The organism is Intrasporangium sp., assembly GCF_040414665.1.
Classification (GTDB): Bacteria; Actinomycetota; Actinomycetes; order Actinomycetales; family Dermatophilaceae; genus Intrasporangium.
Genome location: NZ_JBEDUL010000134.1, coordinates 1 through 12,989 on the forward strand (window position 1 = coordinate 1; position 12,989 = coordinate 12,989).

Annotated in this window: 11 protein-coding genes; 6 read left to right on the top strand and 5 right to left on the bottom strand. The window is 69.5% G+C overall.

What is annotated here, in order from left to right:
• A partial coding sequence (locus ABF401_RS13755) for a lipoyl synthase (protein WP_353510133.1) occupies positions 1–807 on the top strand: 807 nt, incomplete at its 5' end.
• A 5-nt stretch (positions 808–812) separates the two neighbouring features.
• Complete coding sequence (locus tag ABF401_RS13760; RefSeq protein WP_353510134.1) at positions 813–1,544, top strand: DUF4191 domain-containing protein; 732 nt, start codon at positions 813–815, stop codon at positions 1,542–1,544.
• Between the two features lie 24 nt (positions 1,545–1,568).
• On the opposite strand, the gene ABF401_RS13765 is transcribed toward ABF401_RS13760, so the two are convergent.
• The gene (locus ABF401_RS13765) at positions 1,569–2,051 is read right to left on the bottom strand and encodes an RDD family protein (protein WP_353510135.1); all 483 of its coding nucleotides are present in this window, start codon (positions 2,049–2,051) and stop codon (positions 1,569–1,571) included.
• 141 nt (positions 2,052–2,192) lie between these two features.
• Here ABF401_RS13765 and glnA point away from each other — a divergent pair, with 141 nt between their 5' ends.
• Together glnA and ABF401_RS13775 are read left to right on the top strand one after the other, a co-directional pair.
• The gene (gene glnA, locus ABF401_RS13770) at positions 2,193–3,617 is read left to right on the top strand and encodes a type I glutamate--ammonia ligase (protein ID WP_353510136.1); all 1,425 of its coding nucleotides are present in this window, start codon (positions 2,193–2,195) and stop codon (positions 3,615–3,617) included.
• A gap of 15 nt (positions 3,618–3,632) precedes the next feature.
• The gene (locus tag ABF401_RS13775) at positions 3,633–5,072 is read left to right on the top strand and encodes a carboxylesterase/lipase family protein (protein ID WP_353510137.1); all 1,440 of its coding nucleotides are present in this window, start codon (positions 3,633–3,635) and stop codon (positions 5,070–5,072) included.
• Positions 5,073–5,184: 112 nt separating this feature from the next.
• Here the strand turns inward: ABF401_RS13775 and ABF401_RS13780 are convergent, their stop codons facing one another.
• Genes ABF401_RS13780 through ABF401_RS13790 form a run of 3 tightly spaced genes read right to left on the bottom strand, consistent with a single transcriptional unit; the run spans position 5,185 to position 10,854 of the window.
• A complete protein-coding gene (locus tag ABF401_RS13780) occupies positions 5,185–6,459 on the bottom strand; it encodes an MFS transporter (RefSeq protein ID WP_353510138.1) in 1,275 nt (424 codons plus the stop codon).
• Complete coding sequence (locus ABF401_RS13785; RefSeq protein WP_353510139.1) at positions 6,456–9,494, bottom strand: bifunctional [glutamine synthetase] adenylyltransferase/[glutamine synthetase]-adenylyl-L-tyrosine phosphorylase; 3,039 nt, start codon at positions 9,492–9,494, stop codon at positions 6,456–6,458. Before ABF401_RS13785 ends, ABF401_RS13780 begins: the two co-directional genes overlap by 4 nt.
• A gap of 22 nt (positions 9,495–9,516) precedes the next feature.
• The gene (locus tag ABF401_RS13790; protein WP_353510140.1) at positions 9,517–10,854 is read right to left on the bottom strand and encodes a glutamine synthetase family protein; all 1,338 of its coding nucleotides are present in this window, start codon (positions 10,852–10,854) and stop codon (positions 9,517–9,519) included.
• Positions 10,855–10,928: 74 nt separating this feature from the next.
• On the opposite strand from ABF401_RS13790, the gene panB reads away from it, so the two are divergent.
• Positions 10,929–11,798, top strand: a complete 870-nt coding sequence (panB, locus tag ABF401_RS13795) for a 3-methyl-2-oxobutanoate hydroxymethyltransferase (protein ID WP_353510141.1) — start codon at positions 10,929–10,931, stop codon at positions 11,796–11,798.
• A gap of 6 nt (positions 11,799–11,804) precedes the next feature.
• On the opposite strand, the gene ABF401_RS13800 is transcribed toward panB, so the two are convergent.
• On the bottom strand, positions 11,805–12,005 hold the full coding sequence (locus ABF401_RS13800) for a methionine aminopeptidase (RefSeq protein WP_353510142.1): 201 nt from the start codon (positions 12,003–12,005) through the stop codon (positions 11,805–11,807).
• A 77-nt stretch (positions 12,006–12,082) separates the two neighbouring features.
• On the opposite strand from ABF401_RS13800, the gene map reads away from it, so the two are divergent.
• Positions 12,083–12,946, top strand: a complete 864-nt coding sequence (gene map / locus ABF401_RS13805) for a type I methionyl aminopeptidase (RefSeq protein ID WP_353510143.1) — start codon at positions 12,083–12,085, stop codon at positions 12,944–12,946.
• Positions 12,947–12,989 lie beyond the last annotated feature (43 nt).

Sequence of the window (12,989 nt, forward strand, 5' to 3'; positions counted from 1 at the left end):
TTCCTCATCGGCGGCGACACGTGCACGCGGCGCTGCGACTTCTGTGACATCGCGACCGGTCGGCCGCAGGCCCTCGACCTCGACGAGCCGCGTCGCGTCGCGGAGTCCGTGCAGCGGATGGGCCTGCGCTACTCGACGGTGACGGGCGTGGCGCGCGACGACCAGCCGGACGGCGCAGCTGGGCTGTATGCGGAGACGATCCGACAGATCCACCGGCTCAACCCCAACACCGGGGTCGAGATCCTCCCACCGGACTTCGGTGCGAAGCCCGAGCTCGTCGGCCAGGTCTTCGACGCACGACCCGAGGTCTTCGCGCACAACCTCGAGACGGTGCCCCGGATCTTCAGGCGCATCCGTCCCGCGTTCACCTACGAGAAGTCGCTGCGGGTGCTCACCATGGCCCGGGAGGCGGGGCTCGTCACCAAGTCGAACCTCATCCTCGGGATGGGCGAGACGGACGCCGAGATCGAGTCGGCCATCGGGGACCTGCACGACGCCGGCTGCGACATCCTCACCATCACCCAGTACCTCCGGCCCTCGAAGCTGCACCACCCGATCGACCGCTGGGTCAAGCCAGAGGAGTTCGTCCACTGGTCCGACGTGGCCGAGGACCTGGGTTTCAAGGGCGTCATGGCCGGCCCGCTCGTCCGGTCGTCCTACCGTGCCGGGCGGCTCTGGGCCACCGCGATGCGCAAGTGGGGTCGGCCGATCCCCGAGCACCTGGCGCACCTCGCCGAGGCGGCGGAGTCGCCCGCCCGGCAGGAGGCGGCGTCATTGGTGGCCCGCGCTGCGGGCGCCGTATCCTGATCCGCATGGCACGCAACAAGGACGGCGACACCAAGGCGCCCAAGGAGAAGAAGCAGGGGCGAATCGCCCAGATCCGGGACGTCTACCGGATGACGAAGCGGGCGGACCCGCTCGTCGGGTGGTACATGCTGCTCGCCTTCCTGCTCACGTTCGGCGTCCTGCTCATCGCCGGCCTGTTGCTCGACATGGGCTGGATCTTCGCCATCTTCGGCGTGATGAGCGGCATCCTCGTCGCGACGATCGTCATGAGCCGACGAGCCGAGCGGGCTGCCTATCGCCAGATCGAGGGCCAGACCGGCGCTGCGGGCGCGGCCCTCACGTCGATCCGCCGCGGTTGGTACACCGACCGCGAGCCGGTGGCCGCGGACGTCAACCGTCCCGGTGACGTCACGTCCGCCGCCGTCGTCTACCGCGCCCTCGGCAGAGCCGGGGTCGTGCTCGTCGGCGAGGGACCCACGGGCCGGGTGCAGAAGCTCCTCGGCGCCGAGAAGAAGCGGGTCGAGCGCGTCGCACCGGGCGTCCCGGTCACGCTGATGCGCGTCGGCAACGGCGAGGACGAGGTGCCGATCAACAAGCTCGCCAGCAAGGTGCAGCGGCTCCGCCCCCAGATCACCAAGGACGAGATGTCCGTGGTGAACAAGCGCCTCAAGGCGCTCGGCGGGATGAAGGCCCCGCTCCCCAAGGGCATCGACCCGACGCGCGCCCGCATGGACCGCAAGGCGCTGCGCGGCAAGTAGCCCGCCCCGCCCAAGACGGGATTGTCAGCGGGTGCGGACGATGACCGTGTTGGGAACCTTGTCGTGCAGGCCGCGGCTGTCCCGGTCCCAGATGACCGCCGGAATCGCGAGACAGAGCAGGATGGTTCGGACGAGGGCCTGCACGAACGTGGCCCGTCCTCCGGTGACGTTCCGGACCTGCAGGCCCATGAAACGGTGCCCCATCGTGGTCCCGAGCGTTCCCACGAGCAGAAGGTTCATCAGGGCGAAGATCGCCAGCACGATGAAGTTCTGGCCGCCCGTGGCCGTGCGCTCGGAGAACGGCAGCGGCACCTGGAACAGGCCCCGGGCGATGACGAGCGCGATGACCCAGTCGATGACGATGCCGCACAGGCGTCTCCCGAACCGGGCGATCGATCCCGGACCGTGCTCCGGCAGGCCGAGCCGCTGGCCCGGCCATTCGTGCGCACCGGCGGTTCTCGATCGGGGGCCCTCGAGCCAGGAGCCAACATCCTCGCGGTCAACCACGTGCCCAGCCTAACGATCCGCTCAAAACCGAGCCCAGCGGCATACGGCATGGTCTCGTAACACGCGGGAAACATCCGGGTCATGGACGGGAAATCGGGCCCCGTTACCGTCCTCGACGACAGCACCACTTCAGGAGGTTGGATGTTCAGCTCAGCTGAGGAGGTCCTCGCGTTCATCAAGGACGAGGACGTCAAGTTCGTCGACATTCGGTTCTGCGATCTGCCCGGTGTCATGCAGCACTTCAACGTGCCGGCTGAGTCGGTCGACAAGGAGTTCTTCACCGTCGGACAGATGTTCGACGGTTCGTCGATCCGCGGGTTCCAGGCGATCCACGAGTCGGACATGAAGCTCGTGCCGGACCCTGCCACTGGGTACGTCGACCCCTTCCGCGCCGAGAAGACGCTTGTCATGAACTTCTCGATCGTCGACCCGTTCACCGACGAGCGCTACAGCCGCGACCCGCGCAACATCGCCTTGAAGGCGGAGGAGTACCTGAAGTCGACGGGGATCGCGGACACCGCCTACTTCGGCGCCGAGGCGGAGTTCTACGTCTTCGACGACGTCCGCTTCGAGACGAAGCAGAACGCCGGCTACTACTTCATCGACTCCGTCGAGGCCGCGTGGAACACCGGCCGCGTGGAGGAGGGCGGCAACCGCGGCTACAAGACCCGCTACAAGGGTGGCTATTTCCCCGTCTCCCCCGTCGACCACTTCGCCGACTTCCGCGACCAGGTCTGCATCCGGCTCAAGGACGTGGGCCTCAACGTCGAGCGAAGCCACCATGAGGTGGGCACAGCCGGCCAGATGGAGATCAACTACCGCTTCAACACGCTGCTCCACTCCGGCGACGACATGATGAAGTTCAAGTACGTCGTCAAGAACGAGGCGTGGGCGGCGGGCAAGTCCGCCACCTTCATGCCGAAGCCGCTCTTCGGCGACAACGGCTCCGGCATGCACACCCACCAGTCGCTCTGGAAGGACGGCGAGCCGCTCTTCTACGACGAGCGCGGCTACGGCGGCCTGTCGGACCTGGCCCGGTGGTACATCGGCGGCCTGCTCAAGCACGCGGCGTCGCTGCTCGCCTTCACCAACCCGACGATCAACTCCTACCACCGCCTGGTTCCCGGCTACGAAGCTCCGGTCAACCTCGTCTACTCGGCCCGCAACCGCTCGGCGTGCGTCCGCATCCCGATCACGGGGACGTCACCCAAGGCCAAGCGCATCGAGTTCCGGGTGCCGGACCCGTCGGCCAACCCGTACCTGTCCTTCGCCGCCCAGCTCATGGCGGGGCTCGACGGGATCAAGAACCGCATCGAGCCGCCGGAGCCGATCGACAAGGACCTCTACGAGCTGCCGCCGGAGGAGCACGCGGCGATCGAGCAGGTGCCCGGCTCGCTCCCCGAGGTGCTCAACGCGCTCGAGGCCGACTACGACTACCTCCTCGAGGGTGACGTGTTCACCAAGGACCTGGTCGAGGCGTGGATCGAGTACAAGCGCAAGAACGAGGTCGACCCGATCCGCTTCCGCCCGCACCCGCACGAGTTCGAGATGTACTACGACCTGTGACGAGGTAGCTCTGGATTGACGATCGACGTCCACGTGGCGAGTGGCGTCGTCCGCGGTCACGTGGACGGCGACGTCACCGTGTTTCGTGGCATCCCGTACGCCAACCTGGATGAGCGGTTCGGTGCGCCGAGCCCGGTTCATTCCTGGGACGGCGTGCGGGAGGCCGTGACGTTCGGACCATCACCCCCGCAGTCCGGAAGTTTCGGGATGGACTCGCTCCGTCGGCAGGGCGATGACTGGTTGACGGTCAACGTCTGGTCGCCAGATCTCGCGGGCGGTCTCCCGGTGATGGTCTGGATCCAGGGCGGCGCCTACGCGTTCGGCAGGTCGAGCCTGCCTGAGTACGACGGCAGCAACCTCGCACGAGGCGGGGTCGTGGTTGTGACCTTCAACTACCGAGTGGGACTCGAAGGATTCGGATACGTGGCGGGGACTCTCGCCAACCGCGGCCTGCTGGACCAGGTGGCCGCGCTTGAGTGGGTGCGAGAGAACATCGGAGCGTTCGGCGGAGATCGCGACCGGGTCACCGTGTTCGGCCAGTCCGCGGGCGCGGGATCAGTGGCGGCGCTCATGGTGATGCCGCGAGCCGCCGGGTTGTTCCGCCGTGCCATCGCGCAGAGCATGCCCGGCACCTACTTCACTCCGGCGCTGGCTGCTGACATCACCCGGGCGTGTGCAGAGCAGCTCGGCATCGAGCCCACTGAGCTTCCGGCGACGGATCCCTGGCGGCTGCCTGCCGCGGGGGATGCCGTCCTGGCGACGATGGACCGGTTCGCCGCCCGCTGGGGACTGGCTGCGCACGCGAAGGTCTTGTTCTCGCCGGTCGTGGACGGTGACGTTCTCCCGTGTACGCCATGGAGGGGTCTGGCGGGCCAGGTCGACCTGATGGTCGGACACACCCGCCACGAGCAGCGCCTGCTCAGTCTGGTGAGCGGATTGCTCGGCAAGGTCACCGAGGTCGACGCCACGGAGGCTGCGACGCTGTTCGCACCGGATCCCGAGCGGTATCGCGAGATCTTCCCGGACCCCGAGGACCGGTACGAAGCCGTGCGTTCGGACTGGCTCTTCCGGATGCCGTCCGTGCACCTTGCAGAGGCTCAACGCACCGCAGGCGGCCGGGCACACCTCTACGAACTGACGTGGCCCGCGCCGGGCCTGGAAGGAGCACTCGGCGCCTGCCATGGCCTGGACGTGCCGCTCGTGTTCGGGAACCTCGCGGTAGGCCAGCCCGCAGTGCTGATCGGTGACCCCACGCCTGCAGCAGTGGAGGTGTCCGAGCAGATGCAGCACGCCTGGAGGGCGTTCGCCACGAACGGCGACCCGGGTTGGCCGGCCCATGACAACGGCTTGACCCGACTGTTTGACATCGAACCGAGGGTCACGGCCTATCCAGAGCACCTGTCACGCCAGATCTGGAGCGATCCCCCAGACGCGCTTGACCTGATCGGTGAGTGAGCCGGGGCCCGCGACTGTACCGGTCGGTGCCCCGTCCGCGAACAACTCAGCCGAGTCGGGAAGGACGCAGGGGAACGCCAGCGAGCCCAGCGGCATACGGCATGAGTCGCGCTCAGGCGGCCTGCGACGAGCGGGACGTCGCGTAGGCGTGCTCGACGGTCGCGGTGACGTGCTGGTGCGGCCACCTGAGGCCGAGCAGGACGATCAGGCCGAGGCAGATCGCGGAGCAGATGGCGACACCGACGTACGGGTTGGTGTGCTGGCCGACCCACCCGGCCCCCAGATAGCTGGCACCCGCAGCCGCGACGGCGACCGAGCCGGCGAGACTGAAGATCCGCCCACGCATCGCGGGAGCGGTCGCCAGGGCGAACGTCGCCTGGAGAGGCACCATGAACGCCTGGAGGAGTCCGCTGACGAAGAACAGCGCGACGAGCACGACGAACGGGGGATGGAGCGCGGTGGCCAGGAGCGGCACCGGCATGGCGAGGGCGAGCGGCACGATGGACGCGTTCTGCCGGTGCACGTCGAAGCGGCCGATGACGAGGATGCCCACCACCGCGCCGACGATGGGCGTCGCCATGAGGACGCCTCCCCACCCGTTCTGCCCGGCGATCGGGATGGCGAGTGCCTCCGGCGCCGCGATGCCGAGGCTCGCCACGGCGCTCAGGGCCATGAGCCGGGCGAGCACGGTGTGTCCAGCGAGGTCGCCGATGGCACTCCCCAGGTCGTGGACGAAGCCTCTCACCCCCTTGCCGCGGCTGCCGTCCACGGGTCGGCTCTGGACGACGACCAGGATCACGATGGCCGCGACGACGAACGTGCCGAAGTCGATGAGCAGGCCGACACGAGGGCCAACGAGGGCGACCAGCCCACCACCGAGCGCGAGGCCGAGCGCCTGGTTGACCTGCTCCGCCATGGCGCTCAGGCCGACCGCCCGGGCATAGAGGGGTCGATCGTGCTCGAAGAGGTCGGTGACGAGGACGAGATTCGAGGCGCTGGCTGCCCCGCCGATCAGCTCGAGCAGGAAGAGGACGACGAAGACCCACAGCAGCGATCCCGACGTCATGACGAGCCAGACGAGGGCGAGCACGCACAGCGCCCGCGAGATGTGGCTGATGACGAGGACGGACTTGTAGGGGAAGCGGTCCACGACCGGCCCGAGCAGGCTGCGGCCGAGGAAGGTCGGCACGAAGCTGATCGCGAGCGTCGTGGCGGTCGCCAAGGGTGATCTGGTCCGGTCGAACACCACCGCGGCGATCGTCACCCGCGCCACATAGTCGCCCCACATCGAGAAGGCGTTGGCCAGGAAGATCGGTAGGTAGCCCGGGACCCGGAGCATCTCTGCGTAAGAGGGTGCTCGTCTCTGGGCTCCCCGGCTATGGCTCACGGCACGACGCTACCCCGTGGTGGTGAGTCGTAAAAGTTGAAACTGGCGGCTGTGCGCGACCGACGTGCAACGCGTCGCCAGTGCTCGAGCAGACCGCTGGCCTCGCCGGCGTGCCGACCGATGATCCGGCCCATTCCATCGGCGTTGCGGAGGTCGTCGGGAACGCTGTCGACGGGTCGCCCACGCCACAGGACACCTGCGTTGCGCAGCCGGGCAGCGAGCAGCCACGCCTCTCTCAGGGCCGCCGCGTCGGCGGCCGGGATCAGTCCTGCTGTCTCGAGAGCGGCCAAGGCCGACAGGGTCGCGGTGACCTGGAGGCTCGGTTCCACATGGGCATGCATCAGTTGCTTGAGCTGCACCGTCCACTCGACGTCCGTGAGACCACCACGGCCGAGCTTGATGTGGGTGCCCGGGTCGGCTCCGCGGGGCAGGCGCTCGGACTCCATACGCGCCTTGAGGAGGCGGATGTCGCGCACCTGGCTGTCCTCCAGTCCGCCCTCAGGCCAGCGGAACTGGTTGATCAGCTCGAGGAAGTCGCGGGCCAGGTCGTCGGGCCCCGCCACCGGCGTCGCACGCAGCAACGCCTGGAACTCCCAGGTCAGCGCCCACCGGTCGTAGTAGGTGCGGTAGGCCTCGAGGCTGCGGACGATCGGGCCGTTCTTGCCCTCTGGGCGCAGGTCCGCGTCGAGCGGGAGTGGTGGCTCGGAGGCGCCGGTCGTGAGGAGCCGCTTCAGCTCCTGGACGACGAGGGTCGCCCTGGCCTGCACGCCGGGCTCGTCGGCCGGCTCGTCAGCGGCGTCGTGGGCGCGGTGCACGAACATGACGTCGGCATCCGAGGCGTAGCCGAGCTCGCCCCCGCCGAAGCTGCCCATCCCCACGACGAGCAGGTCGGCACCGAGCGGCACGCCCTCTCGCCGCTCGACCTCGGCCGTCGCCGCCTCGAGGGACACGCCGATCGTCGCCGCGTTGAGGTCGGTCAGGGCGGCGCCGACCTGCCGCACGTCGAGCTCTCCGGCGAGGTCGGCCATGACGATGCGCAGCACCTCGGTGCGCCGGATGGCGCGCACGGCGAGGACGGCGTCGGCCCCGCTCTCACGGCGGCTGGCGGCCGCGCGCATCGTCGCGGTCAGCGCCTCCCGGGACCGCGGTTCAAGGCCACCAACCTCCCCCAGCATCGACACGCTGTCGGGCGAGCCGATGAGGAGGTCGGCGGCATAGCGGCTGCGAGCGAGACTGTGGGCCAAGCGATCCGCCGCGCGTCCCTCGTCGCGGAGCATCTTGAGATACCAGTGCGTCGTCCCGAGCGTGTCGGAGACGCGACGGAAGGAGAGCAAGCCGGCATCGGGATCGGCCTCGTCGGCGAACCAGCCGAGCATGACGGGCAGCAGCTGCCGCTGGATCGCCGCACGGCGACTCACGCCGGTAGTCAGGGCCTCGATGTGGCGCAGCGCCCCGGCCGGGTCCCGGAAGCCGAGGGCGCGCAGTCGCTCGCGCGCTGCCTCGGGCGACAGGCCGACCTCGTCGGGGCTGAGGCGGGCGACGGCGGCGAGCAGCGGCCGGTAGAAGAGCCGCTCATGGATCCGACGGACCTCGCGGGCGACGGCCTGGCGATCGGCGACAACCGCGTCCTCCGGATGCGTCCGGTGCCCCATCGCCCGTCCGAGCCGCCGGAGCTCGGCCGGGTTGTCGGGCATGAGGTGGGTCCGGCGCAGCCGGTGGAGCTGGATCCGGTGCTCGAGGCAGCGCAGGTGCCGGTAGGCGCGGTCGAGGGTGGCTGCGTCGTCGCGGGCGACGTAGCCACCCTTCGCCAGCGCCGACAGGGCCTCGAGCGTCGTGGCCGAGCGCAGCGAGGGATCGGTCCGCCCGTGCACGAGCTGGAGCAGCTGCACGCTGAACTCCACGTCGCGCAGGCCGCCCGGCCCGAGCTTGAGCTGGCGCGCCGCCTCGTTCGCGGGCACGTGCTCCTCGACCCGCCGTCGCATCGCCTGGACGTCCTCGACGAAGTTCTCCCGGCCCGCGGCCTCCCAGACGAGCGGCGAGACGGCCTCCTTGTAGCGCAGGCCAACCTCGCGGTCCCCCGCCGAGACCCACGCCTTGAGCAGCGCCTGGAACTCCCACGTCTTGGCCCACCGCTCGTAGTAGGCCCGGTGGCTGCGGATGGTGCGCACGAGCGGACCCTGCCTGCCCTCCGGACGCAGGGCGGCGTCGACCGGCCACAGCGTCCCCTCCTGGGTGTGTGCCGAGCACGCGCGCATCGTCGCGGAAGCGAGCGCCGTGCCCACCCGGAGGGCCGTCTCCTCGTCGACCCCCTCGGCGGGCTCGGCGACGAAGATGACGTCGACGTCGCTGACGTAGTTCAGCTCGCCACCGCCGGTCTTGCCCATCCCGATGATCGCCAGGCGGCACTGCTCGTGCCCGTCGCCGTACTCCTCGCGAGCGATGGCCAGGGCCGCTTCCAGGGCCGCCTCGGCGAGCTCGGCGAGCGCCTCCCCCACCCTTGGCATGTCGGCGACGGGATCCGTCGACGTGAGGTCGAGGGCCGCGATCCGGAGCAGGCCCCGCCGATAGGCGATGCGAAGCGCGTCGAGTGCCGTGCTGCTCCCGCGGTCCGTCGTCACGGCCGCCACCAGCTCGGCGCGCAGTTCGTCTGCCGTATGCCGCTGGGCTTGGGCCGCGTCCACCCAGTGGCCCGGGTGCCGCACGAGTTCGTCGACGAGGGCTGTCGAGGCCCCGAGCACACCGAGCACCCGATCTCGCCGAGGCCCCTCGGTCAGCAGTTCCTCGACGAACGAGCCAAGGCCTGCCGCCTCGCCCTGTCCCGTCAGGGACTCGAGGACGCGGACGAGTCCGAGCAGCGCCTGATCGGGGTCGGCGGTGTCTCCGATGGCCTGCAGCAGGCTGTCCGGGAACTCCTCGTGGGCGTCACCGGCGCGCAGCGGGGCCAGGGCCGGATCGGCGAGGTGGCCGACGGCCCGGTCGGGATGCGCAAAGCCGAGCCGGGCGAGGGTGCCGGTGGTCGAGGTGGTGCGTGACATCCCGTGCCAGCCGCCCGTCGGCTCAGAGGCGCGGCAGGTAGCGGTCGAGCTCGAAGCGCGACACGTCGTGCCGGTAGTCCTGCCACTCCTGCCGCTTGTTGCGCAGGAAGAAGTCGTAGACGTGCTCGCCGAGGACGTCGGCGACGAGCTCGCTCCGCTGCATCTCCTCGATGGCCGAGCCGAGCGACTCCGGCAGCGGCTTGATGCCCATCGCCCGGCGCTCCGCGTCGGTGAGCTGCCACACGTCGTCCTCGGACTCCGGAGGCAGGTCGTAGCCCTCCTCGATGCCCTTGAGCCCGGCCCCGAGGATGACGGCGTAGGCGAGGTACGGGTTGCATGCCGAGTCGAGCGAGCGCACCTCGATGCGGGTCGACTGGCCCTTGCTCGGCTTGTACATCGGCACCCGCACGAGGGCCGAGCGGTTGTTGTGGCCCCAGGTGAGGTGTGCCGGAGCCTCTCCCCCGCCCCACAGGCGCTTGTACGAGTTGACCCACTGGTTCGTGACCGCGGTGATCTCGGCGCCGTGGGTGATGAGGCCCGCGATGAACTGTCTGGCGATCTTGCTCAGCTGGTAGGGCGCGCCGGCCTCGTAGAACGCGTTGGAGTCGCCCTCGAAGAGCGACAGGTGGGTGTGCATGCCGGACCCGGGATGCTCGGCGAACGGCTTCGGCATGAAGGTCGCGTAGATGCCCTGGGACAGCGCGACCTCCTTGACGACGGTCCGGAAGGTCATGATGTTGTCCGCCGTGCTGAGCGCGTCCGCATAGCGCAGGTCGATCTCGTTCTGGCCGGGCGCGCCCTCATGGTGGCTGAACTCGACCGAGATGCCCATGTTCTCGAGCATCGTGATCGCCGCGCGGCGGAAGTCGTGGCCGGTGCCGTGGGGCACGTGGTCGAAGTAGCCGGCGTCGTCGACCGGGACGGGCCGCCCGTGGGCATCGGGCTCGGGCTTGAGCAGGAAGAACTCGATCTCGGGGTGGGTGTAGAAGGTGAACCCGAGGTTCGCGGCTTTGTCGAGGGCCCGCTGGAGAACGTGCCGCGGGTCGGCGAAGCTCGGCGACCCGTCGGGCATCTGGACCTCGCAGAACATCCGGGCGGTGCCGGGCGGGTCTCCCCGCCATGGCAGGATCTGGAAGGTCGAGGGGTCTGGCTTGGCCAGCATGTCCGCCTCGTAGACGCGGGCGAATCCCTCGATCGCGGAACCGTCGAACCCGATCCCCTCAGCGAACGCACCCTCGAGCTCCGCCGGCGCGACCGCCACGGACTTGAGGGTGCCGAGCACGTCGGTGAACCAGAGCCTGACGAAGCGGATGTCGCGCTCCTCGATGGTGCGCAGCACGAACTCTTCCTGGCGGTTCATGTGTCGATCCTGCCGCATGCCTGTTTCACCGATGTAACGGAACTCCCGGGTGCGACGCCCCGTATGCTCGCGCCATGACCGAGGCCTCCTCCGTCGAGCAGCCGAACCCGTACGGCTCCGGAGCGACGCCTGCCGCCGACGCGCCGCGGCGCGTGCGGATCCCGCACCTGCAGGCGATGAAGTCCGAGGGCCGCCGGTGGGCCATGCTCACCGCCTACGACATGTACTCGGCCCAGATCTTCGACGAGGCCGGAATACCAGCGCTGCTCGTCGGAGACTCCGCCGGCAACAACGTCTACGGCTACGAGACAACCGTGCCCGTCACGGTGGACGAGCTGATCCCGCTCGTGCGCGCGGTGAGCCGCAACAGCAGGCGGGCGCTCGTCATCGCCGACCTCCCGTTCGGTTCCTACGGCGGGTCGCTCGAGCAGGGCTTCGCCACGGCCGTCCGCTTCATGAAGGAGGGGCTGGCCCACGCCGTCAAGCTCGAGGGTGGCACCGCCATGGCCCCGCTCGTCGAGCTGCTCACGACGTCAGGCGTCCCCGTCATGGCGCACGTCGGCTTCACCCCGCAGAGCGAGCACCAGCTCGGCGGCTACCGCGTCCAGGGCCGGGGCGAGTCAGCGGATCGACTCGTCGACGAGGCGCGCGCCCTCGAGGCGGCCGGGGCGTTTGCCGTGGTGCTCGAGATGGTGCCCGCACCGGTGGCCGCCCGCGTGACCGAGGCCCTGGCCATCCCCACCGTCGGCATCGGCGCGGGTCCGCACACCGACGCACAGGTCCTCGTCTGGAGCGACTTCGCCGGCCTGCGGGCGGGGAAGGCGCCCCGGTTCGTCAAGAAGTACGCCGACCTCCGCGGCACGCTCCTCGATGCTGCCAGGGCCTACGCCGCGGACGTCGAGTCAGGTGCCTTCCCCGCCGCGGAGCACTCCTTCGACGCCTGACCCCAATCAGTCGTCCCAGCCGGGCGCGGCGTTGCGGTTCTCCCACTCCTCGTCCTCCTCGTCCCACTTCTCGTTGCGGGCGCGGGCGCTCTCGAGCGCGTGGCGAGCCTCTTCCTCGGTCTCGTAGGGGCCCATGATCCGCTCGCCGATGCTGCGGTTCGCGTCGGTCTCGACCTCACCGGTCCGGACGTTGTACCAGAAGCTCATCGCGCTCTCCCTTCGACGTGTTCGGTGGGCGGGCGTCCGACGCGGGCCACCCGCGCGAACGACCTAGACTCCACCGTATGCCGTTGGCCCGCTCCCGTGTCGCCGCACACCAGTTGACCCCGCGACGACCCGTACCCGCCGCGATCGCCCGTCCGCACTATGTCGACGTGCCTCATCCACGCGAGGACGGTGACCTCCGCATCAAGGATCCCGAGACGATCGAGAGGATGCGGATCGCGGGGCGCATCGCAGCCCAGGCCATGGCGACGGCCGCGGAGCGGATCGCCCCGGGCGTCACGACGGACGAGCTGGACGCCGTCGCGCACGAGTTCCTGCTCGACCACGGCGCCTACCCGTCCCCGCTGGGTTACAAGGCGTTCCCCAAGTCGGTGTGCACGAGCGTCAACGAGGTGATCTGCCACGGCATCCCGGACACGCGGCCGCTCGAGGACGGCGACATCGTCAACATCGACGTGACGGCCTACATCCACGGGGTGCATGGCGACACGGACGCGACCTATCTCGTCGGCGACGTCGACGAGGAGTCGCGCCTGCTCGTCGAGCGGACGCGCGAGGCCATGATGCGGGGCATCAAGGCCGCTCGGCCCGGCCGGGAGCTCAACGTCATCGGGCGCGTCATCGAGAGCTACGCCAGGCGTTTCGGCTATGGCGTCGTGCGCGACTTCACCGGGCACGGCATCGGCCTGGAGTTCCACTCGGGCCTCATCGTCCCCCACTACGACGCCGCGCCGCAGTACAACACCGTCATGGAGCCCGGCATGACGTTCACCATCGAGCCGATGCTCAACCTCGGCACCCACGAGTGGGAGATGTGGGACGACAAGTGGACCGTGGTGACCCGAGACGGCCGGCGCTCGGCACAGTTCGAGCACACCATCGTCATCACCGAGGATGGCAACGAGATCCTCACGCTGCCCTGAGCCTCACCGGGCGGCGGCCCCCACCCACCAACTCTGCGGAGGA

Bases quoted from the DNA above. Each gene is read 5' to 3' on its own strand.
- ABF401_RS13760 (WP_353510134.1), top strand. From the start codon at position 813: ATGGCACGCAACAAGGACGGCGACACCAAGGCGCCCAAGGAGAAGAAG.
- glnA (WP_353510136.1), top strand. From the start codon at position 2,193: ATGTTCAGCTCAGCTGAGGAGGTCCTCGCGTTCATCAAGGACGAGGAC.
- ABF401_RS13785 (WP_353510139.1), bottom strand. From the start codon at position 9,494: ATGTCACGCACCACCTCGACCACCGGCACCCTCGCCCGGCTCGGCTTT.
- ABF401_RS13790 (WP_353510140.1), bottom strand. From the start codon at position 10,854: ATGAACCGCCAGGAAGAGTTCGTGCTGCGCACCATCGAGGAGCGCGAC.
- panB (WP_353510141.1), top strand. From the start codon at position 10,929: ATGACCGAGGCCTCCTCCGTCGAGCAGCCGAACCCGTACGGCTCCGGA.
- ABF401_RS13800 (WP_353510142.1), bottom strand. From the start codon at position 12,005: ATGAGCTTCTGGTACAACGTCCGGACCGGTGAGGTCGAGACCGACGCG.
- map (WP_353510143.1), top strand. From the start codon at position 12,083: ATGCCGTTGGCCCGCTCCCGTGTCGCCGCACACCAGTTGACCCCGCGA.